This is a genomic window from Syntrophales bacterium (genome assembly GCA_026417625.1).
Taxonomy (GTDB): domain Bacteria; phylum Desulfobacterota; class Syntrophia; order Syntrophales; family UBA8958; genus JAOACW01.
This window is the reverse complement of the sequence record JAOACW010000012.1, coordinates 1-24,851: the sequence shown is the minus strand read 5'-3', so window position 1 is coordinate 24,851 and position 24,851 is coordinate 1. Positions and strand designations below refer to the sequence as shown.

The following is a 24,851-nucleotide window of genomic DNA, read 5'->3' as shown; positions in this document are numbered from 1 at the left end:
GGATCTTCTATTGAAGCCTGAGGACCGCTTCGTGTATGCGCCTGATCCCTTCCCTGATCTGCTCTAAAGACGTTGCATAGGAGAGGCGAATATGACGGTCACTCCCAAAATCAATCCCTGGAACGACTGCAACATCCACCGTATCGAGCAAATAGGCAGCAAAGTCCGAAGAGGTATTGATTCGTATATCCCCGCAACTCTTGCCGAACAAACGGGATATATCGGGAAATACATAAAACGCTCCTCGGGGCACTGTACAGCTAAAACCGGAGATAGCGTTAAGTGCATCCACAATATAATTTCTCCTTTTCTCAAATTGACTTACCATCTCCGTTACAGACGTCTGATCCCCTTTCAGGGCAGCAAGCGAAGCTTTCTGAGCAATGGAATTTGGGTTAGAGGTGTTCTGGCTTTGAAGTTTCGTCACCGCATCTATAATATCCTTCGGTCCAGCAGCGTAACCTATCCTCCAGCCGGTCATAGCATAAGCCTTGGATACACCATTCACGATAACTGTGCGTTTCTTAAGTTCTTCATCAACGGAAGCTATACTTTTAAACTTAAAACCATCATACACAATCTTCTCGTAGATATCATCGGAAATGATCAAGATATCGTTTTCTAGGAAAACCTCAGAGAGCGCTTCAACTTCTTCCGGCTCATACGCCGCACCCGTCGGGTTGGAAGGGCTGTTCAAAATGAACGCCTTCGTTTTTTCAGTAATAGCCTCCCGCAACGCTTCAGTGGTTACTTTGAATCCTGTCTCCTCAGAGGTCTCTAAAATCACAGGGACAGCTCCCGCAAGGTTCACTATATCGATATACGAAACCCAATAAGGAGCAGGGATAATTACTTCATCGCCCTCATCAAAGAGTACCTGGGCGAGATTGTAAAGTGTATGTTTTGCTCCGCATGACACACATATTTCCGAACGCTCATACGTAAGACCGTAATCTATTTGTAAACGCTCAATTATGGCGTCTTTGAGCTCGTCAATCCCCCCAACAGGTGTATATCTGGTGAATCCCTCATCAATGGCCTTTTTGGCCGCCTCTTTGATATGGGCAGGTGTGTCAAAATCAGGTTCTCCAGCACCGAAACCGACAACATCCCTCCCCTTAGCCCTCAAAGCATTAGCCTTCATGGTTATCGCTAGTGTAGGTGATGGTTTAATTGACTGAATACGTTTCGAAAGATTCACAGGCATGTCACTCTCCTTCTTCACCCTGCTGGTTTTTTCATTTTACTAAACTTTTCCTCAAGTTTCTGCAACACTACATCGGGAACTAGCCCTTCTACAGAACCACCGAGACTCGCCGCCTCTTTTATAAGATTTGAACTCGTAAAAAACCACTGATAACCAGTCATGAGGAACACCGTCTCTAAATCACGATAAAGCCTCCTGTTTATCAGCGCCATCTGGAATTCGTATTCAAAATCCGAAACCGCCCGGAGTCCCCTGAGAATCACGTTTGCACCCTTACTCCTTGCATAATCCACAAGCAAACCAGAATGACAATCCACCCTTATTCGATCGTTCTTCCCCTTCAGTGACGCTTTTATAAGTTCCATTCTTTCCTCAACGGTGAAGAGGTACTTTTTGTTAGGGTTATAAGCCACAAGAACTATAAGTTCATCAAATACACGAAGGGCACGATTTATGATGTCTAAATGACCATTGGTGATGGGATCGAATGACCCGGGATACACAGCTATCTTTTTCATGGACCCTCTTCTCCTTTCCTTAGTCTTATAAGTGACAACGCAGTTTCTCCGTATTGCCTCTCCCTAACTTCCAGCATTTTAGAATGAAGCTCCCCACAGCTAATAGGTTCCCGGGTGGAATGCTGTATAATAAAAACTCCCTGATCCTTTAACAACCTCTCTGTCAGAACGGTCCTTAAGATCCAGTTCACCAAACCTTTATTGTAGGGTGGATCGGCAAATATAACATCGTAAGTTTCCTTCTTATTGCTAAGAATGTTTATAGCCTTTTTCACCTCGACACACAGCACTTCCACCCTATCACCCCACTCCATACTTCTTGTCATATCCCTTATGAACGCCGCCATTTTCGCGTTCTTCTCCACAAACACTACCTTCCGAGCTCCACGGCTTAACGCTTCCAGTCCCACCCCCCCCGAACCCGCGTAAAGATCAAGAAAAGTCAATCCTTCAACACTTGCAAGTATGTTAAAAATGGCCTCCCGCACACCTGCGGTCGTAGGCCGAAGTGAAGTACTCCTTGGTGGGATCAATCTCTTCCCCTTCGCTAAACCACCCGTAATCCTCATACCCCAAACAGTAACAGCCGCCCTAGGGGATCAGAGATAATCCCTTATGAGAATCTCCGCAATCTGAACAGCATTCAATGCCGCTCCCTTTCGCAGATTATCCGAAACGATCCACATATTGATACCATTAGGAATAGACTCATCCTCCCGTATCCTCCCCACAAATACCTCATCACAACCAGCTGCCCCAATCGCCATTGGGTAAACATTATTGGCAGGATCGTCCAACACCACAACCCCTGGTGCTTCTGAGAGTAACCTCCGCACTTCTTGAGGGGTTATTTTCTTGTAAGTTTCCACATTCACAGACTCAGAGTGGGAATAGAACACAGGAACTCTGACCGTCGTGGCTGTTATGGCAATGTTCTGATCATTCATAATCTTTTTAGTTTCATGGACCATCTTCATCTCTTCCCGCGTATATCCATTTTCCAAAAAAACATCTATATGGGGAATACAGTTAAATGCAATCTGATGAGGATAAACTTCCACTTCCGGTTCCTGAAACATGAGGAGTGCTTTTGTCTGTTTCTCCAGTTCTTCTATCGCTCTTCGGCCTGTTCCCGAAACAGACTGGTATGTTGATACCACAATCCTCTTTATACCAACTGCATCGTAAATGGGTTTCAAAGCCACCACCATCTGAATAGTGGAACAGTTAGGATTAGAGATGATGCCCCGATTCTTATATAAGACAATTGTTTCAGGGTTCACCTCCGGCACCACAAGGGGAATATCGGGCTCCATGCGGAAGGCACTCGAGTTATCAACTACCACACAACCCTCTGCAGCTGCTACCGGTGCAAACTGCCTACTAATGGAGGCCCCTGCGGAGAACAATGCTATTTCCACACCCTTGAAGGAATCGTCCCGAAGCACGTCCACAGGAATACTCTCTCCTTTAAAATCAATGTACTTACCAATCGATCTCTCCGAGGCCAACAGCTTCAGCTCTCTTACAGGGAAATCCCTTTCTTCCAGAATTTTAACCATCTCGTTGCCGACAGCCCCTGTAGCGCCGACAACAGCCACTGATCGTGCTTTCATACAATCCTCCTCCGCAACATTCAAATTGTGATGTATTTCTTCTTGAGCCGATGCTCCTTTATCTTACGGAAATACTTCTGAAATTCACGGGTGAAAAACAAAAAAGGCCCCGATATACTGTAACCAGTGACCAATGTAAAAATTATGATCTGCGGTTCTGTAATTATGAGGATCAGAATAACAACAAGTAATACTAAGAAAACAAACGGTTTCCGGGCAAAGAGGTTAAGATCTTTAAAGCTGTAATACTTAATACTGCTAACCATAAAGAAGGAGAGTAAAACCGCAGCTAGAGGAACAACGGGATGATGAAATTCACCTTTACCTCCAAGTTTATAAAAGAGAAGAACAGAAGATGCCACTACGGCAGCTGCACCCGGAATGGGAAGACCATTAAAGACCTTGCTGTCGACCACCCCTACCTGAACGTTAAAACGGGCAAGTCTCAAAGCCCCACACACCATAAACAGGAAGGCAACGGAGAAACCCCATTTTCCCAAATCGAACAAGGACCACTTGTAAAGCAGTACTGCCGGCGCCACACCAAAAGCCACTAAATCTGCTAACGAATCGTATTCCACACCAAATTTGCTCGTAGTATTAGTCATCCTGGCAATACGACCATCGAGGCCGTCCAAAACCGCTGAAATCAGTATGGCTACCGCGGCCAGATCGAATAATCCTTTCATAGCAGCCAAGATGGCATAAAAACCGCAGAAGAGGCTTGCCGTCGTGAAGAGATTGGGAAGTACATAAATCCCCTTCTTTACCCTTTCTTTCCTCGCTGGTCTTTTCATTGATTTCATGGCAATTCTCCTATAGGTGACTCCCCGGCAAGGACACGATCTCCAACTTTTACCAGAATACGTGTCTCCACAGGAAGATAAACATCAAGCCGGGAACCAAATTTAATCATCCCAAACCTCTGTCCCCTCAACACCTCTGTGCCCCTTGTAACCCAGCAAACAATCCTTCTTGCCACGAGACCTGCGATTTGAACAACAACTAGTTTTTTCCCATCCTCCCTCCTCAACAAAAGGGCGTTCTGTTCATTTTCAAATACAGCCCGGTCCAAATTCGCGGCAAAAAATTGTCCCTTTCGGTAACTTATATCCTCCACAAGACCCCCACAGGGAGCCCTGTTCACATGCACATTAAACACATTCATAAATATGCTAACCTTCCTGCAGGGCTCACCCAACATCTCATGTGTTACACCATTCTCCACCTTGATAATCCTCCCATCCGCCGGCGCGAGAATCAATGCAGGATTGGATGGAATGTTTCGCTCAGGGTTACGGAAAAACCATGATACGAAAAGCGTAGATACGCCCAAGAGAACTGCCAAAAAAGGAAAACGGCATATCGCAGCAATCAGTGTTAGAAAAATAAGAGGGATTATAAAGGGCATTCCCTCCTTTAAGATGGGTTCTGTATGTTTTGTCTCCATAAAATCCGACTAGCACTGTCTATGCTATACAAATTAGGGTATATTGTCAAACCATTATGAAATTCCCTGGCTTGCATGTTCACACCTTTTCTTCAGCTGCCGAAACACGCAAGTACCGAGGCACAAAAGTAAGAGGATCCTCACCACCGTCTCTCCGAAACTTCCACAAACCTAGAGTACCCACATTAGAAGCCCTCACCTGATGTCCATCAACAGGCGCAAAAACACAACTACCTTTTAACCTTTCCTCGATTACTGCTCGGAACGCGAGTGCACCATCACCGACAAACACGGTACGTTCACCTACTGTCCCAAGCATATCATCGATTGAGGACAAACGATCCGGCACTCTGGACTCTATCTCTCCTGAGGCGCTCGCGACGTATACTCCCCAAAAGATCTGACCCCTCTTTGCATCTAGAATCGAGCACACGGGCAGCCCACTGATATGAGCGTTCATCGCCAGCGCAGCCAGAGTAGAAACACCCACTATGGGTTTACCCGAGGCAAGGGCCAGAGCTTTCATCGTGCTCACACCGATGCGCAATCCAGTGAAGGATCCGGGACCTGTTGTGCAAGCGAAAAGATCCACATCGTGAATAGTTAAATCACCCTTTTTGAGAATGATATCAATCACAGGTAAAAACGTTTCTGAATGATGTCTTCCGGTATTCAGCAGGATCTCCCCTAAAAGTTTGTTGTCCTCTCTCAGAGCCACCGAGAGAGAACTGCCTGATGTGTCCACAGCAAGAACACGCATAGGTCACCTCATAAAGAATCTGGTGAAGTCCTGGATAGGTTTTATCTCCAAACGGTCTATATCCATTGCCATAACAAAAATCATGATCATGATGAGAATGATGAATCCCACCTGCTGGGCCTTCTCTCTCCATTTTAAACTGAGAGCTTTGCCTCGAACCACTTCAATGGCGTAGAACATGAGATGTCCTCCATCAAGCACAGGAATAGGAAGTAGATTCAAAATGCCTAAATTTACACTGAGCAAACCCATAAAAAGAATAAAGTGGACTATACCTTCTTGAACCTGGCTCCCTGCCATCTGAGCTATGAGGATAGGTCCACCAATGCTACGGGGTGATAGGGTACCTCCGATAATTTTCACAATACTCAAAATGGTCAGTTTGGAGATTATCCATGTCTGCTTCACCCCTGTCCAGAGAGCCTCGATGGGATTCTGTCTCATAATAACCGTGCGCTTCGCAGGTGCCACACCTATTTTATAGGCTGTAACCTCTTCGCCAAAAATATTTACTACCTTTACAGGTCGGGGAGTCACATCAAAGTTTAACACACTTCCATTTCTGTCCACAGAAAGCTTAAGCGGCTGACCATCGCTCTTACCAATGATCTCTGCCATTTTATCCCATCTTTCAACTGGTTTACCATTTATAGATAAAACTCGATCACCCGCTTTTATCCCTGCCGCATGGGCAGCAGAATCCTCGAGCACCTCCCCTATTTCGCTCGTCAGTACAGGTACACCTGAAACGTTCACAGCAGCAAAAACGAAGATAGCGAGTAAAAAATTAAAAAGTGGACCCGCGCTGACTATAGCTATCCTTCTCCACACGGACTGATGAATAAAGGATCTCTTCAAATCCTCAGGCGAAAGGGCCTCTGTCTCAGATTCCCCCAACAACCTCACATATCCTCCCAGAGGTATGAGAGATATCATATATTCCGTCTCACCAATGCGTTTGCCCACAAGCTTTGGCCCAAATCCGAGGGAAAACTTAAGAACTCCTACACCAAAGCGCTTCGCCATGAGAAAATGACCCAACTCATGAACAAAAATGAGAACACCTAGTAGCACAATCACAGAAACTAAACTTGTCATTTTTTCTCCATTTCTTTCAGTAATCCCCTCGCAACATCCCGAGCAACTCTATCAATCTCCAGCACATCCTCCACTGTTTGAGGTTTTGTGAACACTAAACTGTCGAGAGCACCACTTATAATTTCGGGCATCACGGTAAATCCGATCCTCCCCTCGAGGAAGGCTTCCACGGCCACTTCGTTGGCGGCGTTCATAACTACAGGTCTATCCCCACCAGCCCTGGCTGCTTCATACGCAATTTTTATACAAGGAAAACGTGCAAAATCCAGTTCCATAAATGTCAAAGGAGATAACGTGCGGAAGTCCAGATACGGCACCCCCGTTACAATCCTCTCGGGATATGAAAGTGCATAAGCAATGGGTATTCGCATGTCGGGCACCGAGAGTTGTGCCATCACGGATCCATCCTCGAATTCCACCATTGAATGGACAATACTCTGTGGATGTATTACCACATCGATTTTTTCCACTGGTATGGCGAAAATCCAGCTCGCCTCAATTACTTCCAGACCTTTATTCATAAGTGTTGCCGAATCAACCGTTACCTTTTTCCCCATTTGCCAGTTGGGATGTCGCAACGCATCCTGTGGTGTAACTCTCTTTAGATCATCAATGCCCAACTCCCTAAATGGTCCTCCGGAAGCGGTGAGAATAATTTTTCGAAGATTCTCCCGGCGCTGACCTTCCAGACACTGAAACACTGCGCTATGCTCACTATCCACTGGTATAATCTTGCAACCACGTCGCTTTGCCGCTTCCATAATAAACGAACCACCGATAACCAGCGATTCTTTGTTAGCTAATGCAACATCTTTACCCGCCTCCACGGCTGAAATTGTGGGAACAAGACCAATGGCACCCACAAGAGCAGAAACCACCATGTCCACTTCTGGAAGTGTTCCAACCTGGACATATCCATCCTGACCCCAGAGGATCTCTGCCGGTGAGACATCGTCCACCATAGAACTCAGTAGTCTTGCTACCCTCTCGTCTGCCACGGCGACCACCTGCGGTTTAAATACTGCGATCTGTTCACGAAGTACCTCAACGTTCCGTCCCGCTGCAAGGGCTACCACTTTGAACCTGTCAGGGTGAGCCTTGATCACGTTCAGTGTGTTTACCCCTATTGAACCTGTAGAACCTAGTATGGCGATCTTCTTCATCCGACAACAAACTGTTTGTAATAATATACAAACGGCACTATAAACAAAAGGCAGTCCAGCCTGTCCAGCACGCCCCCATGACCGGGCAGCATGCGCCCTGAGTCTTTAACTCCTGCCCCGCGCTTTATAAGGGATTCACAGAGATCTCCAAGCTGACCTATAACACTACCAACAAAACCTATTGCGACCGCGTGGAAAGGGTATAGTTTGGGAAGTAAAAAATATGAATATATTACGCAGGCTATGACACTACCTATGCACAGCGCAACTGTCCCCTCTATGCTTTTACCGGCGCTAATAAAAGGGGCAAGTCTATTTTTTCCAAACATTCTTCCCCCATAAAATGCTGCAACATCCCCTGAAAAAGCAAGAACAAGCACAAAAAAAACCCACACCACCCCGTCATCGAAACGCCTTATCCATATGAAGTGGGAAAAAAGAAGAGGTACGTATAGAAAACCCAGTACACTCTTCATAAGTCTGGTAATATCCAGACCATCCTCCCTGACGTTTGTTAGCTGAATAATGAAAAAAACAATAACAGTCATGCTGATTACGGCAAGTACAATGTCCCCGTTTCCTGCATAAAAGGCTAAAGGAATAAGGAGACCAGCGAATAATACGTAAACTTTATATATCGACCAATGTGTTCCAAAAACTAGTGTTTGATACTCGTGCAACCCAAGGAGAACTAAAACTGTGATGAGAAGGGTAAAACCCAGATGGGATCCAAAGATTATCACAGACACCACAAGAGGTAAAACCACAATTGCCGTTAGCCATCGTTTTAGATGGGATGTATCTCGCATGTTATAGTTGGTCGCTTGTTCTCCCAAAACGACGCTCCCTTCTCTGGTATTCAGAAATAGCCGCAAGCAGATCTTCTTTTGTAAAATCAGGCCAAAAAACATCCGTAAAGTAAAATTCCGTATAAGCACACTGCCACAGCAAAAAGTTGCTTATTCTGAACTCACCACTCGTCCTTATCAGTAAATCCGGGTCCGGAATACCAGCAGTGTAAAGGTAACGTGAAAAGGTCTCATCGTCCACTTCATCGGGACTGATGAGGCCCTCTTTGGCATCTTGAATCAATCTCCTTGCAGCCATAACTATCTCATCACGTCCGCCATAACTGAGAGCAAGATTGAGGACCATACTTCTATTATTCTCCGTCTTCTTCATAGCATCCTCAAGGGCCCGGCGCACGGATTTCTTTAATGAAGATAAATCACCTATGACATTTAGTCGTATATCGTTCTTTGAAAGTTCATCGATTTCACTCTGGATGTACTGTTTTAGCAATCTCATCAAACCACTTACTTCCTCATAGGGACGTAACCAGTTCTCCGTGGAAAAAGCGAAAAGTGTTAGATACGGTATGCCCAACTCCCGACAGGCACGGACAACGATTCTGACAGCTTCTGCACCTCTACGGTGACCCTCGATCCTCTTCTTCTTATGCTTTTTCGCCCAACGGCCGTTTCCATCCATGATAATGGCGATATGCTGGGGCAGTCTTTTCTCCGATACATCTTGCATAGAAGCTATTTAGCACACATAAAAATCCTTTATCAAGCAACACAAAAAACCCTGCCTTCCAAAAAAGAAGCAGGGTTCACGCATCCACCTTTACAGGCAGAACATCATATCTCCATTATTTCCTTTTCTTTAGCCTTCAATATCTCCTCCACCTTATCCATGTACTTATCCATGCGCTTCTGCACTTCTTCCTGACACGTAAACATATCATCTTCTGAAATCTTGTTTTCCTTTTTTAAGTTTTTAAACTTTTCATTTGCCTCCCGCCTGGCGTTCCTTAACTTTACCCGACAATCCTCCGCCATTTTCCTTACCATCTTTACCAGCTCTTTTCGTCTCTCCTCGGTCAACGGTGGCATAACAATACGTACCACTTTACCATCGTTGGACGGCATTAAACCCAACTCAGACTTCTGTATGGACTTCTCGATAGCACCGATCAAACTCGTGTCCCAGGGGGCAATAACGATCATTCTGCTCTCCGGAATGGATAAATTTGCCACCTGATTGAGCGGAGTGGGCACTCCATAGTAATCTACCTTGATCCCGTCGAGAAGAGTGAGGGAGGCCCTTCCTGTGCGAACTTTACCGAAAGACTTCTCTAAACTCTGAATGGCCTTTTCAAAATTCTCCTTTAATTCATCAAATATTTCGTCTTTCATGATTCATTCCTCCACAAGGGTTCCAATGGAATGTCCCGATACAGCTTTTATGATATTCCCCTTTTGCAAAAGATTAAACACCAAAATGGGTAGATGGTTCTCCCTGCAGATCGCAATTGCAGTAGCGTCCATAACCTTAAGATCCCTCATAAGCACATCGGTAAACGTAATGCGGTCAAACTTCACAGCGTGCGGATTGTTTATGGGGTCGCTGTCAAACACGCCATCCACTTTTGTGGCCTTGAGAAGCACGTCTGCCTTCATCTCTACTGCTCTCAATGCCGCTGCCGTATCCGTGGAGAAAAAAGGGTTTCCCGTTCCTCCAGCAAAAATGACCACCCTCCCCTTATCTAGGTGATTCAAAGCCCGCCGAGGTATAAATCCTTCTGCAACTTCTCTTACTTCAATAGCAGACTGAACTCTTGTTTCTAAACCCATTCTTTCCAAAATGCTCTGAAAGGCCAGTGCGTTTATAAGCGTGGCCAGCATCCCGGCGTAATCAGCCATCGTTCTATCCATACCCGAGAGTTCTGCATCTCTACCGCGCCAGAAGTTTCCAGCTCCTACAACAATGCCTATTTGAACACCCCTTTCCACTACCTCCCGAACCTCGGAAGCAATTTCTCTCATTACAGTAAAGTCTACACCAGATTTTGATTCACCCAGAAAAGCTTCACCGCTAAGCTTAAGTAAAACCCTTTTAAACTGCTTCCCTTTCATAACCTTTTATTTACAGCTCCTCTCCGAGCTGGAAACGCACGAAACGGCGCAAGACAATATTCTCTCCCGTCTTGGCAATGAGATTATTTATTAGTGTTTCCACAGTTATCTCAGGATCCTTAATAAACTTCTGATTCAAAAGACAAACCTCTTCGTAGAACTTCTTCAACTTTCCCTCAATAATGCGGTCCCAGACCTTCTCCGGTTTATTCTCCTTAATAAGCTGTTCCCGGTAGATGTTCTTCTCCCTTTCCAGAACCTCTTCAGGAATATCCTCTGGTTTGACATACTGAGGGTTCAAAGCAGCCACATGCATGGCGATGTCTCTCGCCAGCTCCTTGAAATCGTCTGTCTTTGCCACAAAATCCGTTTCACAATTGAGCTCCACGAGCACACCTATCTTCCCACCCATATGTATGTAAGACGCTATGGTTCCTTCCTTGGCAGCTTTTGAGGATCGCTTTGTGGCCGCAGACATTCCCTTTTTCCTCAGATACTCAATGGCCTTATCGAAATCCCCATTTGAAGCTGTCAATGCCTCTTTGCAATCCATCATCCCAGCACCGGTTTTATCCCTGAGTTTCTTCACCATATCAGCTGTTATGTTCACCTTCTAGTTCCTCCTAAAAAATTATTCCTCTTCAAAACCCTCTTCATACTCCAAGTCTGAAAATTCCACACTCTCAGGTACATCTGCTTCTTCCCAGACTTCTGAAGCAGCAACACCAACAGGTCCTACTTCTTTGTCCGTTTCTGCTTGGACCCTCTCCTCATACAGCTTCTTGCCCTCAAGAACCGCATCCGCAATGCGGGAGGCGAACAATCTTATAGCCCTTATGGCATCGTCATTTCCAGGCACCACGTAATCTATAAGATCGGGGTCACAATTAGTATCCACTATCGCCACGATAGGTATACTAAGTTTACGCGCCTCTTTAACGGCGATCTCTTCCCTCTTAGGATCCACAATAAAAACACCCGCCGGTAATCCCTTGATGTTCCTTATCCCACCAAGAACCTTTTCGAGTTTCTCTCTCTTCTTCTGTAAAGCCGCCACTTCTTTTTTGGGCAAAGCTCGAACGGAATCATCAGCAAACATTGCATCCAGTTGATTCAATCGGTCTATGCTTCTTTTAATAGTGGCGAAATTCGTCAACATTCCACCAAGCCACCGCTGGTTAACATAAGGCATACCACAACGCTCTGCCTCTTCTTTTATGGCATCCTGTGCCTGTTTTTTGGTACCCACAAACAACAGCTCTCCGCCTTGAGCCACAAGTTCTATCACAAACTCGTAAGCCCTTTGGAAGAGCACAACCGTTTGCTGGAGATCGATGATATATATGCCGTTGCGGGCTCCAAAAATGTAAGGTTTCATCTTGGGATTCCACTTGTTGGTCTGATGACCGAAGTGGACCCCTGCCTCTAACAGTAATTTCATGGAAACTGCGGTCATAAAAAAACTCCTCTAAATGGTTTTTATGCCTCCACAGCCCTCCTTCGGTTACGCAACCTCAGTATGGCGAGGCAACCAACGAACCGTCGAGCTGTGTGTGAAGTGCGGGTGCCTTTAACACAAAACGTCCATATTCATCAAGAATAAAAAACCTTTAGAACCAGAAAGACGGAATGTATGCGCGTCTACGTTGTATAATGAGCATTTATCCTCACGTACTCGTAAGTAAGATCGGAAGCCCAGACTCGCCAGGAAGATTTCCCCATTCCCAGTTTGAGTCTCACTTTTATCTCGGGAGTCTTCACTACCTCTTCCAGGAGCTTCCTATCAACCTCCACACCTCTTCCGTTCTTAAAAACAACTTTCTCTCCTATGGAAAGCTCGAATCTTTGCACAGGAATACCAATACCCAGAGAACCAGCAGCAGAAACTATACGTCCCCAGTTGGGATCCTCTCCGAAAAACGCTGCTTTTACCAGATTGGCATTAGCCACAGCCTTCGCTACCCGTTTTGCATCTCTCAAACTAGCTGCCTCTTCCACAGTAATCTCTATTACTTTCGTAGCACCCTCCCCATCCTTCACCATGAGCCGGGCAAGATCTCCAAGGACATCCGTAAGAACCTCCCGGAAACGCTGACAATCACTGGAATTTATCTTGATACTCCTGTTCCCTGCTGCGCCGCTCGCCATAAAAACAGCTGTGTCATTCGTGCTCATACATCCATCGACGGATACCGCATTGAACGTTTTATCCACTGCATGTTTGAAGATCCGTTCCATTGTGGAACGATCAATTACAGCATCGGTCAGAGTAAAAGAAAGCATGGTAGCCATTGAGGGTTCAATCATACCTGCTCCTTTGGCAATGCCACAGATGGAAACCTCATTTCCGCCAACTAAGACCCTACGAAAAGAAATCTTTGGAAAACGGTCAGTGGTCATAATTGCTTCTGCTGCCTCACCTATTCCATCCACACTTAAGGATCGAACAAGGTAAGGTAAAGCAGCTTCCACCTTGCCGACTGGCATTCTCTGTCCAATAACGCCAGTAGAAGCCATGAGAACTTCATCGGCAGGGACTTTTAAAAGCTCAGCGAGTTTATCTGTTATTAGACAGGCGTCATGATAACCCTCGTCCCCTGTAGCAGCGTTCGCGTTGCCACTGTTAACGAGTATCGCTCTGACTGTACCCTTCTTTATCCGTTCCTGGGACAATAAAACCGGTGCCGCCTTAAAGTCGTTTGTTGTGAAAACCCCCACTGTTCTCGCTGGAATTTCCGCAAAAATAAGGGCTAGATCGCGTTGTCCAGATGACTTTATGCCCGCTTCGACACCCGCAGCCATGAATCCAGGAACAGCGTAAACGTCACCTCCACATGCCATCCTTCAACACTCATCTACCGCAGCATTTCTTGTACTTTTTACCACTCCCACACGGGCAGGGCTCATTACGGCCGACCTTCTTCTGCTTTCGAACAGGCTGTGACGACTGAGCATCATCCTCCCTGTTCATGATATAAACCCGTTCCGTTCTTCCCCAAGTCCTCTCCAGCTCTTCCTCAGCTCTTACTTGAACTTTGCATAAACGCTCTACAACATCTTCCTTTATGCGGGCCGTCATGTCCATGAACATTTCGTAACCTTCTTTCTGGTACTCCCTTATCGGGTCCTTCTGACCGTAGCCCCGAAGGCCAATACCCTCCCTCAGATGGTCCATCGCCAGAAGATGGTCCTTCCAGTGGTTGTCAATAGACTGAAGCATGATGAACCTTATCAAGTACGACATCAGATCCCTGCCGTACTGCTCTTCCTTTCTCCGGAGGTGGTCTTTAACGGCATTTATGATTTTTTCTGTAATCTCTAAAGGCCCGATTCCGTTTTTTCTCTTGGCAAAATCAAGGTGCAGGGAGAAGAGCTTAAAGACCCGATCATCGAGACCCTTCAGATTCCAATCCTCTGGATGCGCCTTCGCATCCACATATTCCGGAACGATGCTCTCCACCACCTCTTCCACCATGCCCTCGAGATCTTCCCAGAGGTTATCACCCTTAAGTACCCGTCGGCGCTGTTCATAAATCACCTGACGCTGTTTGTTCATCACATCGTCGTACTCGAGGAGATGCTTGCGAATCTCGAAATTCTGGGCTTCCACACGCTTCTGAGCATTCTCTATAGCTTTCGTAACAAGGGAATGCTCAATAGGTTCTTCCTCCCCCATACCTCCTATTTTATCGATGATAGAGGCGATCCTATCAGCACCGAAAACACGCAACAAATCATCCTCAAGTGAGAGGTAGAAACGGGACGATCCCTGATCACCCTGTCGACCAGCCCTTCCTCTCAACTGGTTATCTATCCTGCGACTTTCGTGACGCTCAGTACCAATGATGTGAAGTCCTCCCATTTCAGCTACACCCGGTCCCAGTTTGATATCAGTTCCCCTTCCCGCCATATTTGTAGAGATGGTGACCGCCCCGCGCTGACCGGCTTGGGCTACAATCTCCGCTTCCCTTTCATGGTTTTTGGCATTCAGAACCTCATGTTTAATCCCGTATCGAGATAGGTGCTTACTTAAAAGCTCAGACTTCTCAATTGAGGTGGTGCCTATGAGGACAGGCCTCCCTTTTGCATGAAGCTCTCTAACTTCGCGGATTATGGCGTTTATCTTCTCCGCCTGAGTACGGTAGATTACATCGGGATAATCCACCCTTATCATGGGCATATTCGTCGGTATGACCACAACCTCTAAGTTGTATATTTTCTTGAACTCCTCAGCCTCCGTGTCTGCGGTACCCGTCATACCCGCCAGTTTTTCGTACATGCGGAAGAAATTTTGGAAGGTGATAGAGGCCAGAGTCTGGTTTTCAGCTTCGATTCTAACATGTTCCTTGGCCTCCAAGGCCTGATGAAGGCCATCACTGTACCTTCTTCCAGGCATGAGTCGACCGGTAAATTCATCTACAATTATAACCTTACCGTCTTTAACGACGTAATCCACATCCCTCTTGAACAGAGTGTGGGCTCTGAGTGCTTGGTTCACGTGATGGAGAAGATCCATATTGCGGGGATCGTAAAGATTGGGAACTTTCAACATCTGCTCGACCCTCGCAATGCCCTCCTCGGTTAGCACCACTGTTCTCGTCTTCTCGTCTACGGTATAATCTTTATCTCTCCTTAGGCGAGGGATGATCTGATTGATCCGATAGTACTTTTCCGTCGATTCCTCCGAGGGTCCGGAAATTATGAGGGGTGTTCGTGCTTCATCAATGAGTATGCTATCCACTTCATCAACGATGGCGTAGTAGAAGTCCCTCTGCACGTAATCTTCCAGGGCGTATTTCATATTATCTCTGAGATAATCAAACCCGAACTCGTTATTTGTGCCGTAGGTGATGTCTGCATTATATGCCTCTCTCCTCTCGTCATCATCCATCCCGTGCACAATAACCCCCACAGTAAGCCCAAGAAATTCGTATATGGGGCCCATCCACTTCGCATCCCGTCTTGCAAGGTAATCGTTAACCGTAACCAAATGGCATCCCCTACCCAAAAGGGCATTTAGATAGAGGGGCATTGTAGCTGCCAGCGTTTTCCCTTCACCTGTTGCCATCTCGGCTATCTTGCCCTGGTGGAGAACAACACCCCCGATTATCTGCACATCAAAAGGCCGCATCATTACCGTTCTCCTTGCCGCTTCCCGAACTACAGCAAAGGCCTCAGGCAATATATCATCCAGTGTTTCTCCGTCTTTCAGACGCTCCTTAAACTTATCAGTCATAGCCCGGAGCTCAGCATCACTCATACGCATCATCTTAGGCTCCAGGGCGTTGATTTCCCTGAGGATCAGAGAAATCTCTCTCAAAATACGGTCGTTTCTCGTTCCTACTATCCGTTTCAGTAAAGATGCTAACATCCCTACTCTCTAGATACGAACATAAGACGATCACCAATGGCGACCTTGTCACCCGTTGAAACGTTTATCTCCAATACCTTTCCACTTACAACGCTCGTTATATTGTGTAACATTTTCATTGCTTCCAACACGATTAGCACATCACCAACCGAAACCTCTTCACCAACTTCAACTGGGATGCTGCTCACCGAACCTGGCACATGAGCTCTAATATCCCCTGCTTTCCATGCCAGTTCGATCTCCTGAGGGGTCATGGGTTTTTTCTTCTTCGTTTTTTCTTCCCCTTCTTCCTCCTCGGCCTCTGTTATTATAGGCTCAGAATGATGGTCGATAATCATATAAGTTATGGTATCCCCTTCTTTAGTCTTTCGCTGCGGACCGATCTCAATGGAATGCAAACGACCGCTAGTATCTGGAATCTCCAGTTTCTCTCCCATGCTGAAACCACCTCTCCGGAACCATACATTGGGAGGCAATACCCAAGTTTTACCGAATTTAGCCTCGAATTTGAAGAACTCAACCGCATCGTTGGGATGTTGGAGATAAAGGACTAGCTCTTCCTCTGTAGCCTGCTTGCCGATCCTATGTTCAAGTACCCTCTTTTCCACTTCTAAATCCACATCCTCGATCTTCTGATAACCGTACTCTTTTTCCACAATGCTCTTCCAGTCCGATCCAAAAACAGCTTTGTATATCTCATCGGCAGGCCTATAAAACGGAAATTCCCCGTAACGACCAAGCATGAGGTTCTTGAGATCATCACTTGCATCTTTATAACGTACACCTTTGAGTACATTGTTCGCAGCGGTCGTCCACAGTATCTGCGAACCCGGGGTCACACTCCACCAGTTACCCAGTTCCACCTGCACACGGGGAAGTTCGTGTTCTAGTATTTCGGGCATCCTGTGGAGAAATCCGCCTTTCTGTGCCTGTTCAAAACTGGAACCTGTTGCACCCCCGGGGAGTTTGTGGATCTGGACTGTGGGATCGAAACCAAGGAACTGAGATTCGAAATCCCGATAATGTATCCTCTCGGGACGTAATTTGCTGGACGTATCGATTACAGCCTGACGATTTATACCAACTGCGGGATAACCGTAATCCTCCAATACATCCACTACGGTCAGCAAGGGTGGTGGTCCGTAAAACCCTGTAAAGGCATGATCGCTGGCATCGACAATCTTGGCACCATTCTTCACCGCTTCAACGATGCGCCCTAAGTCTGCCCCATCCGTATTGTGCCCGTGATAATGAATGATCAACTCAGGATACCTCTCATGGATGGATCTCACAAGCTGTCCTATCCTCCTCGGCGTCCCAAGACCCCCGTGGTTTTTGATACAGAGGATGATGTCTGGTCCGGTTACTTCCAGTATTTCTGCCACTTTGCGGAGGTAAAACTCATCGGTGTGTTCCGGTCCCGTGGAGAAACATATGGCTGGCTCCAGAATGCAACCAGCTGCCTTCACCTCTTCGAAAACGGGTATCATATTGGGAACATAGTTCAAAAAATCAAAAACCCTCCATACGTGTACATAACGGGCGAAAGTCCGAACCGTCAACCTGATAACGTTTTCAGGATAAGGTCGGTAGCCAAACAAGTTTATCCCCCGGCAAAGGGTCTGGAAAAGTGTATCGGGCATCTTCTCACTCAACACCCTCAGCTTTTCAAGAGGGTTGATCTGCTTTCTCAGAAGATCCACATGAACAGAGGCACCTCCAGAAATCTCAATGGAGAAATAACCAGCATCGTTTCTCTCTTTAGCCACGAGAAGTTGTGTATGGGGCATAACCCGATTCTTGAAATCAGACTGTGAAAGGTCCCTCTCCGTATTGGTTATGTAAAAACCTCTTTGACGGCGTATCTTGTCGAGAACATAACGAACGCCTTTCTCTTTTAACTCCCTTGGTGTTATCCTTCTCTCATCAAAACTCATCAGAAATCACCTCGGAGAAAAATTTTAGTAAGCGTATCTATTGATCTTGTGTACATGGATCTCCGCAATCAACTTGGCCAGCTTCGCGATCTCCCTTTCCGGTTCGGGATAATCGAAGATCTGCGGATGTGTGTCAATGTAAGTAGTATCAAACTTACCCGCCCTGAAATCCGGTTCATCGCAAATTGCCAAGTAGAAGGGAATGGTCGTCTTCGGTCCAACGATAACAAATCCTTTAAGGGCGCGCTTCAGTCGCTGAATGGCCTGCTCCCAGTTGTACCCTCTGACTGTCATCTTAACGAGAAGGGAATCATACTCAGTGGGAATCTTGTATCCTTGATAAACAGCTCCATCGAGCCTCACACCAGGACCCCCGGGAGACTGGTACACCTCCACCCTTTTCCCTCCCTCGGGCATAAAGTTGTTCTTTGGATCTTCTGCGTTGATTCTCACCTGAATCGCTTTACCAAAGAAGCGTATACGCTCCGCAGGTATATCTAGAAGAGCACCGTCTGCGATGCGAATTTGCTCGCGTACCAGATCCACACCGGTTAGTTCCTCCGTGACCGTGTGCTCTACCTGGAGCCTGGTGTTCACCTCCATGAACCAGAACTCGTTGGTCTCCGAATCAACGAGAAACTCTACCGTTCCTGCATTCACATAACCTGCCTCCTTCGCGGCCCTTATGGCACAATCGTACATGGCCTCTAGTACATCCTCTGGCAGCTCTGCCGGTGCAATTTCTAAAAGCTTCTGGTGCCTCCTCTGAATAGAACAATCGCGGGACCCCAGATGTATTACATTGCCATACTGATCGGCTAGTATCTGAATCTCCACATGGCGGGGACGTTCTATACACAACTCCACATAGACGTTTTCATCATTGAAGGCTGCAAGCGCCTCAGCTCGCGCTAGGGGTAACTGGATCATAAGATCCGTTTCGTTAACAATCTTTCTTATACCGCGGCCACCACCACCTGCTGAAGCTTTGAGCATTAACGGATACCCCCAGCGGGAAGCAAATTCGTACGCCTGCCGCAAACCCTCGCTGCCAGGGGCTAGATCAGAAGTTCCTGGAATAGAGGGAACACCCGCCTTTTCCACAATGTTTCTAGCCACTACCTTGTTACCCAGTTTTCTAATAACGTCAGACGGGGGTCCAACAAATATAATCCCTTCTCTTTCACAAGCAGCAGCAAAATCAGGATTTTCGGATAGGAAACCATACCCTGGATGAATAGCGTCTGCACCACATTTCTTCGCTGCCCAGATGATTTTGTCTATATTGAGGTAGTCCTTAAGAGGACCATCCCCAATGAGAATGGCCTCATCGGCCAAACGGACGTAGTAGGCATCCTCATCGGGCTTCTCGTAAATCACCGCTACATCCAGGGAAAGTTCCTGGGCGGTACGCATAATTCTTAGAGCAATTTCACCCCTATTGGCAATTAATAATTTCTTAATTCTCTTTAACCCTGAAGCCACATTACACACTCCTTACTAAACTTCATTTAGCTGTGAAATTGGGCTTATACCTGTATCAATGCTCCGTGTCAATATCTTTAACGATCAAAAAATATCCTTGACTAAGAAACGCCGATTACGCTAAGCACAGCATTCAATCATAAAACTCCTCTTTTAAGGAGCTCTCTATGGCGAAGTACGAAACAAAATCCATAAGAAATGTAGTCATAATAGGGCAGGGAGGAACAGGCAAAACTTCTCTAAGTGAGGCCTTACTCTACGTTTCAGGAAAGACAGATAGACTCGGCCGAGTGGATGATGGTACCTCCACAATGGACTACGAGCCAGAGGAGCAAAAGCGACATATTACTATATCATCTGCGATGAACTACATAGAATGGAACAAACATAAGGTGAATATCATCGATACCCCCGGTGATCCGAACTTCATCTTCGATACTCAATGCTGCATAAGGGTGGCTGATGGAGCGGTTGTGGTAATTGATGCGGTAAGCGGTGTGGAGTTTCAGACGCAGAAACTGTGGGATTTTGCCGATAACAACAATATTCCTCGCCTCGTGTTTGTAAACCGTATGGACAGAGAAAGGGCCGATTTTTACAAAGCCATCGATAGTATTTCCCAGATGATAAAAGCAAAGGTTACACCCATTGCCCTACCCATCGGAAAAGAAGATACTTTTCAGGGTGTTGTAGATCTTGTGAACATGAAGGCCCTGTATCCATCCGATCATAAGGGAGGAGTGAAAGAGGGGAACATTCCCGATGATATGATGGAGGATGTGAACAAATTTCGAGAATCTATGATGGAGGATATCGCAGAGACCGAAGAAGCCCTCATGGACAAATACTTGGAAACAGGTGAACTTTCACCTTCGGAACTCCTGGCGGGCCTGCGTAAGGCTGTTATTTCGCGTAATATCATTCCCGCCATCTGTGGTTCAGCGATAAAAACAGTGGGAATCCATCTCCTCGCAGACCTGATCGTTTCTTGCCTTCCATCGCCCATTGAGAGAGGTCCAGTAAAGGGCAAATCGTTAAGTGGCGACAGTGAAGAAGAAAGGGCTCCCGATCCGCAGGCACCTTTTTCAGCGTGGGTGTTCAAAACCATAGCTGATCCGTATGCAGGTCGGTTGAATATCTTCCGTGTATTCTCGGGCACCCTTCCTCCGGATTCAAGCATCTACAACGCCAATAAAAAAATAAACGAAAAATTCGGGGGTCTGTTTCATCTTGAGGGCAAAGCTCAGAAACAGGCAGAAACACTTATTCCCGGAGACATCGCTGCAGTAGCCAAACTCAAGGAAACAGCAACGGGAGACACTTTATGCAGTGATAAAGCCCCCCTCCTTTTTGAAAAACCAATGGCACCACCAGCTGTTGTCCTCTACGCCATCGAGCCGAAAAGCAGGGGAGACGAAGAGAAGATCATAGGATCCCTTCATCGACTTGTTGAGGAGGATCCCACTCTCCGATTTTACAGGGATGACCAGACCAAAGAGATGATCCTAGCAGGCCTCGGTCAGGTCCACATCGAGGTGACCGTGGAGAAGATGAGGCGGAAATTCGGTGTTGAGGTGAATTTAAGAACCCCGAAGGTGCCTTACAAGGAAACGATAAAAGGCAAGACAAACGTTCAGGGTAAGTACAAAAAACAGTCCGGAGGGCGTGGTCAATACGGCGACTGCTGGCTGGAGCTCGAACCGTTGCCCAGGGGTGCAGGCTTTGAGTTCGTGGACCGTATCGTCGGAGGTGTTATACCACAACAGTTCCGTCCCGCGGTTGAAAAGGGTGTACTGGAAGCTATGGAGGAAGGCGTCCTTGCAGGTTACCCCGTTGTTGACGTGAAAGTTTCGCTGGTCGATGGTTCTTACCACGTGGTCGACTCCTCGGAACTGGCCTTCAAGATAGCTGGGTCCCTCGCCTTTAAAAAGGGCATGATGGCCTGCCAGCCCACGCTCCTGGAACCTATAGTGCAGATCAACATAGAGGTCCCTGAGGAGTACATGGGCGATGTTATAGGTGATTTGAACAGCCGCCGTGGCAAAATTGTGGGGATGGAGGCAAAAGGCTCAACCCAGATCATAAAGGGCCTTGTTCCCCTGGCGGAGATTCTCAGATACGCCCCCGACCTGACATCAATAACTAGTGGACGGGGCTCCTTCACATATGAATTCTCACATTACGAGGAAGTACCGGCACACATCGCGGAGAAAATTATCGCCGAAGCGAAAAAAGCTAAAGAGGAAAGCAGCAGATAGTCTATGGAGAAACCCATAAAGGCTGCTGTAATAACCGTGAGTGATCGCACATTCCGCGGTGAGCGCACGGACTTAAGTGGTTCAGAAGTTCAGCGACTCCTCGAAAATGCGGGATTCCAGGTGCTTTACACAAAGGCTGTCCCCGATGAGAGATCTGCAATCGCCTCTGTCCTCAAAGAATGCGCCGATAAACTGAAGATAGATCTCATTGTGACAACAGGAGGCACCGGTGTCAGCCCCAGGGATGTAACGCCAGAGGCCACAAGAGATATCATTGACAAGGAAATACCCGGAATGGCGGAGGCCATGAGGATCGAAAGTCTTAAGAAAACCCCTTACGCCATGATTTCCAGAGCGGTTGTAGGAATTAGAGGCGAAACACTAATCGTGAATCTCCCCGGTAGTCCCCAAGGGGCCCGGGAAAACCTCGAGGTTATCCTCCCCGCACTTCCCCATGCTTTGGAAAAGATAAAAGGGGACGAACGGGACTGTGTTGTCTAAAAAACTTTGTCGGTTATATCTCCCGATACGGATGTACCAGTGGTCTGCGTCTTTTGATTATCGTCCGTCACGGTGGGCTGCACATGTGACCTTAGCTCCCTTTTTAAATCCCTCACGGCTCTATTCAACTCATTGATCGTTCTGCTCAGACGGAAACGCTCCACTATGCCCATGATACCAGCGAATATTACCCCTGCAAGAAAACTCACAAATATGAGCATGTAGGCAGGAAGGGTAAAGTCTATGAGGTCTCTGTACTTAAACTGAATGGGGGTGGAATTGTTCATGGAGAAATCAACAACGAAAATCAGAAGAAGAATTACGACGATGGTGTAAATTATTTTCATTTCGTCCCTCTCATCTCAGACTGGACATATCACTTTTTTTCAAAATAGGTAAGAAGCTTTTCCCATGTCTCGGAAACTGCTTCGGGTATCACTCGCACCTCACCGATAACACTCACAAAATTCGTATCCCCCATCCACCGCGGCACCACATGGACGTGTAGATGATCATCTACACCAGCGCCCGCTGCTTTACCTAGATTCAATCCCACATTAAACCCATCAGGTTTCATAGCTTCCCGGAGAACAGAGATCGCAAGAATAGTCATGTTTGCCAGATCTAGGCGCTCCTCCTCGTCCAGATCCTCAAGACGACTCACATGCCTGTAAGGTATGATCATCACATGACCGCTTGTGTAAGGATAACGGTTCATCATCACAAAACATTTACTCGAACGCTTAAGAATGAAATCGCCTGGACTATCTTCTCTTAGGCAAAAGATACATGATTCAGGCTTTTCCCCTTTTATATACTCCATACGCCACGGCGCCATTATGGTTTTCATTCCTTCCCACCTTGTCCCTCGATAAGATATGCGATTTCTTTTAGCATGAGGTGCGGGTTAAAGCAACACAGAGCTATAATCAGATGTTGTGTTTATCATCAAAAACAAGATCATTAGTCTCTCATATTAAAGAGGCAAAAAGGAGGATATGTCTTATGAAAAATAATGTAACAAATAACCCGAAAAAGCAAGAAAAAGAAGTTGAGGTCAAATCTACTTTTTTATAACCTAATCCCTGTTGGCACAAGAGTCCAACTCAAATATGATTCTACATATGCCTTATCAGTCATACTTGGAGACAATGTAACATGAACGAGCAGACTAACAAAAAACCAAGAAGGGTTTTCACACCTTTATGAGATTACAATTAATCCAACCCTTATGATAACAACCTTAAAAAAGAGATGAACTTGGATTAGGACCAGAACATATCATGATAGATAAATAACAGCCATTCTACATAACCTCGGCATCAAACGTTCAACCTATTACTCCTAGCTTAAACAAAAGGATAACCCCCTAAGAAAAACACCTCATAGAAGAGAAAAAAACACAGACAGATCCAAAAAAAACCCCTGTGGGGGTGTGACTGGTCAAGACTAATCTTATAAGGTGGTATCTTCTTACAATCATAGACTTCTTCCCCCTTTATAATTGCCTATGGCCTTCAATAAATGCATCCCAAAAACAAGGTAAATCCAGAGATGAAAAGACAAGATTTCCTCTTGAAGGAAAAAGCAAAGATACTTATGAACTAAATGTAACTGAGGGAGAAGTAGAAGTTAGGGATCATTTGAGAAATGTAGTATATGGAGGATATAAAGTTGTCATGAAACACGATAGTTATAAAAGCCAGAAGATAACTGGTGGGAAAAACAAAGGACAAACTAATCCTATACAAGAAGGGATACCAAACAGTAAAACATATAAGCAATGTTGAGAAGATATTAGAGATGATTGAGAAGTGGTTAAGCTATTGAATAAAAAAAGCCAGGTGAGATTTTTAAAGTAGGAGAGACAGGATGAAAACATTCAGAAAATTTAAACCTTTATCCCTTCTCTTTTATATTCTCCTCATAAGCCCTGTTTTTGCAGGAGAGCCCCCTACTGAGCCAATCCTAAAGATTGACACCGGTATGCACACCGCACCCATTAGAAGGATTGCCGTAGATGCAAAGGAAAAGTTTATAGTAACAGGCTCTCATGACAAAACCATAAAGCTCTGGGAACTAAAAACCGGCAGGCTCATTAAGACCATAAGACCCCCCATTGGAGAAGGCAATGAAGGAAAAATCCATAGCGTTGCCATCTCCCCCGATGGCAGACACATCGCTGCCGGGGGCTGGACAGGTTTTGAGTGGGATAAATCATATTCCATCTATATCTTTGCTACCTCTACAGGCAGGCTCATCTCAAGGTTAGAAGGCTTACCCAATGTGATATTTCATCTTAGCTATTCCCGAGATGGCCGATACCTGGTGGCATGCTTATGGAGAAATAACGGCATCAGGGTCTATGCCACCCATCCATCAGGTAAATATACCCCTGTCTTTGAGGATAAGGCATACGGGGATAGTAGCTGCTGGGCGGACTTTGATGGCTCAGGGAGGCTTGCCGTAAGCTCTCTTGATGGCTATATAAGGCTATACAGTAGAGATTTCCGGCTTATCCATAAAAAAAAGACCGTAGGGGGTAGCGAGCCTTATGGTGTTAGCT

General features: G+C 46.2%; 24 protein-coding genes. 3 read left to right on the top strand and 21 right to left on the bottom strand.

What is annotated here, in order from left to right; all coding sequences use genetic code 11:
• Positions 1-7 precede the first annotated feature (7 nt).
• The 19 genes from N2317_07770 to N2317_07680 all read right to left on the bottom strand — a co-directional run bounded on the left by N2317_07770 (position 8) and on the right by N2317_07680 (position 19,526).
• Entirely contained in the window at positions 8-1,201 is a 1,194-nt protein-coding gene (locus N2317_07770; protein MCX7817390.1) for a pyridoxal phosphate-dependent aminotransferase, read from the bottom strand.
• A gap of 20 nt (positions 1,202-1,221) precedes the next feature.
• Entirely contained in the window at positions 1,222-1,725 is a 504-nt protein-coding gene (coaD, locus tag N2317_07765; GenBank protein ID MCX7817389.1) for a pantetheine-phosphate adenylyltransferase, read from the bottom strand.
• Positions 1,722-2,294: a 16S rRNA (guanine(966)-N(2))-methyltransferase RsmD gene (gene rsmD, locus N2317_07760; protein MCX7817388.1), complete on the bottom strand. Its 573-nt coding sequence runs from the start codon at positions 2,292-2,294 to the stop codon at positions 1,722-1,724. The genes coaD and rsmD overlap by 4 nt, the downstream gene beginning before the upstream one ends.
• Positions 2,295-2,324: 30 nt before the next feature.
• A complete protein-coding gene (locus N2317_07755) occupies positions 2,325-3,341 on the bottom strand; it encodes an aspartate-semialdehyde dehydrogenase (GenBank protein MCX7817387.1) in 1,017 nt (338 codons plus the stop codon).
• A 20-nt stretch (positions 3,342-3,361) separates the two neighbouring features.
• Positions 3,362-4,147 carry a CDP-diacylglycerol--serine O-phosphatidyltransferase gene (gene pssA / locus N2317_07750; GenBank protein MCX7817386.1) on the bottom strand — a complete coding sequence of 262 codons (786 nt, stop codon included), beginning with the start codon at positions 4,145-4,147 and terminating at the stop codon, positions 3,362-3,364.
• Complete coding sequence (locus tag N2317_07745) at positions 4,144-4,791, bottom strand: phosphatidylserine decarboxylase family protein (protein MCX7817385.1); 648 nt, start codon at positions 4,789-4,791, stop codon at positions 4,144-4,146. Before N2317_07745 ends, pssA begins: the two co-directional genes overlap by 4 nt.
• A 79-nt stretch (positions 4,792-4,870) precedes the next feature.
• On the bottom strand, positions 4,871-5,551 hold the full coding sequence (tsaB, locus tag N2317_07740; protein ID MCX7817384.1) for a tRNA (adenosine(37)-N6)-threonylcarbamoyltransferase complex dimerization subunit type 1 TsaB: 681 nt from the start codon (positions 5,549-5,551) through the stop codon (positions 4,871-4,873).
• Positions 5,552-5,554: 3 nt separating this feature from the next.
• Positions 5,555-6,649, bottom strand: coding sequence for an RIP metalloprotease RseP (rseP, locus tag N2317_07735; GenBank protein ID MCX7817383.1), 1,095 nt, complete (start codon positions 6,647-6,649; stop codon positions 5,555-5,557).
• Positions 6,646-7,812: a 1-deoxy-D-xylulose-5-phosphate reductoisomerase gene (locus N2317_07730; GenBank protein MCX7817382.1), complete on the bottom strand. Its 1,167-nt coding sequence runs from the start codon at positions 7,810-7,812 to the stop codon at positions 6,646-6,648. Before N2317_07730 ends, rseP begins: the two co-directional genes overlap by 4 nt.
• Positions 7,809-8,648, bottom strand: coding sequence for a phosphatidate cytidylyltransferase (locus N2317_07725; GenBank protein MCX7817381.1), 840 nt, complete (start codon positions 8,646-8,648; stop codon positions 7,809-7,811). Before N2317_07725 ends, N2317_07730 begins: the two co-directional genes overlap by 4 nt.
• Positions 8,623-9,351: an isoprenyl transferase gene (locus tag N2317_07720; GenBank protein ID MCX7817380.1), complete on the bottom strand. Its 729-nt coding sequence runs from the start codon at positions 9,349-9,351 to the stop codon at positions 8,623-8,625. Before N2317_07720 ends, N2317_07725 begins: the two co-directional genes overlap by 26 nt.
• 104 nt (positions 9,352-9,455) lie before the next feature.
• Entirely contained in the window at positions 9,456-10,013 is a 558-nt protein-coding gene (gene frr / locus N2317_07715) for a ribosome recycling factor (GenBank protein ID MCX7817379.1), read from the bottom strand.
• Positions 10,014-10,016: 3 nt separating this feature from the next.
• A complete protein-coding gene (gene pyrH, locus N2317_07710) occupies positions 10,017-10,733 on the bottom strand; it encodes a UMP kinase (GenBank protein MCX7817378.1) in 717 nt (238 codons plus the stop codon).
• A 10-nt stretch (positions 10,734-10,743) separates the two neighbouring features.
• Positions 10,744-11,343, bottom strand: coding sequence for a translation elongation factor Ts (gene tsf / locus N2317_07705; GenBank protein ID MCX7817377.1), 600 nt, complete (start codon positions 11,341-11,343; stop codon positions 10,744-10,746).
• A gap of 21 nt (positions 11,344-11,364) precedes the next feature.
• Positions 11,365-12,189 carry a 30S ribosomal protein S2 gene (rpsB, locus tag N2317_07700; protein MCX7817376.1) on the bottom strand — a complete coding sequence of 275 codons (825 nt, stop codon included), beginning with the start codon at positions 12,187-12,189 and terminating at the stop codon, positions 11,365-11,367.
• Between the two features lie 185 nt (positions 12,190-12,374).
• Complete coding sequence (argJ, locus tag N2317_07695) at positions 12,375-13,574, bottom strand: bifunctional glutamate N-acetyltransferase/amino-acid acetyltransferase ArgJ (GenBank protein ID MCX7817375.1); 1,200 nt, start codon at positions 13,572-13,574, stop codon at positions 12,375-12,377.
• A 10-nt stretch (positions 13,575-13,584) separates the two neighbouring features.
• The gene (secA, locus tag N2317_07690; GenBank protein MCX7817374.1) at positions 13,585-16,104 is read right to left on the bottom strand and encodes a preprotein translocase subunit SecA; all 2,520 of its coding nucleotides are present in this window, start codon (positions 16,102-16,104) and stop codon (positions 13,585-13,587) included.
• A 2-nt stretch (positions 16,105-16,106) separates the two neighbouring features.
• Complete coding sequence (locus N2317_07685; GenBank protein ID MCX7817373.1) at positions 16,107-18,041, bottom strand: pyruvate carboxylase; 1,935 nt, start codon at positions 18,039-18,041, stop codon at positions 16,107-16,109.
• Between the two features lie 24 nt (positions 18,042-18,065).
• Complete coding sequence (locus tag N2317_07680; protein MCX7817372.1) at positions 18,066-19,526, bottom strand: ATP-grasp domain-containing protein; 1,461 nt, start codon at positions 19,524-19,526, stop codon at positions 18,066-18,068.
• Between the two features lie 167 nt (positions 19,527-19,693).
• Here N2317_07680 and fusA point away from each other — a divergent pair, with 167 nt between their 5' ends.
• Together fusA and N2317_07670 are read left to right on the top strand one after the other, a co-directional pair.
• Complete coding sequence (gene fusA, locus N2317_07675; protein MCX7817371.1) at positions 19,694-21,784, top strand: elongation factor G; 2,091 nt, start codon at positions 19,694-19,696, stop codon at positions 21,782-21,784.
• Between the two features lie 3 nt (positions 21,785-21,787).
• The gene (locus N2317_07670) at positions 21,788-22,285 is read left to right on the top strand and encodes a MogA/MoaB family molybdenum cofactor biosynthesis protein (GenBank protein MCX7817370.1); all 498 of its coding nucleotides are present in this window, start codon (positions 21,788-21,790) and stop codon (positions 22,283-22,285) included.
• Here the strand turns inward: N2317_07670 and N2317_07665 are convergent.
• Both N2317_07665 and N2317_07660 read right to left on the bottom strand, forming a co-directional pair.
• Positions 22,282-22,632 carry a LapA family protein gene (locus N2317_07665; GenBank protein ID MCX7817369.1) on the bottom strand — a complete coding sequence of 117 codons (351 nt, stop codon included), beginning with the start codon at positions 22,630-22,632 and terminating at the stop codon, positions 22,282-22,284. The two genes, N2317_07670 and N2317_07665, sit on opposite strands and share 4 nt — an antisense overlap.
• A 29-nt stretch (positions 22,633-22,661) precedes the next feature.
• On the bottom strand, positions 22,662-23,135 hold the full coding sequence (locus N2317_07660) for an HIT domain-containing protein (GenBank protein ID MCX7817368.1): 474 nt from the start codon (positions 23,133-23,135) through the stop codon (positions 22,662-22,664).
• 1,022 nt (positions 23,136-24,157) lie between these two features.
• Here N2317_07660 and N2317_07655 point away from each other — a divergent pair.
• Positions 24,158-24,851, top strand: a 694-nt coding sequence (locus N2317_07655) for a hypothetical protein (GenBank protein MCX7817367.1), incomplete at its 3' end; no start/stop codon positions are given.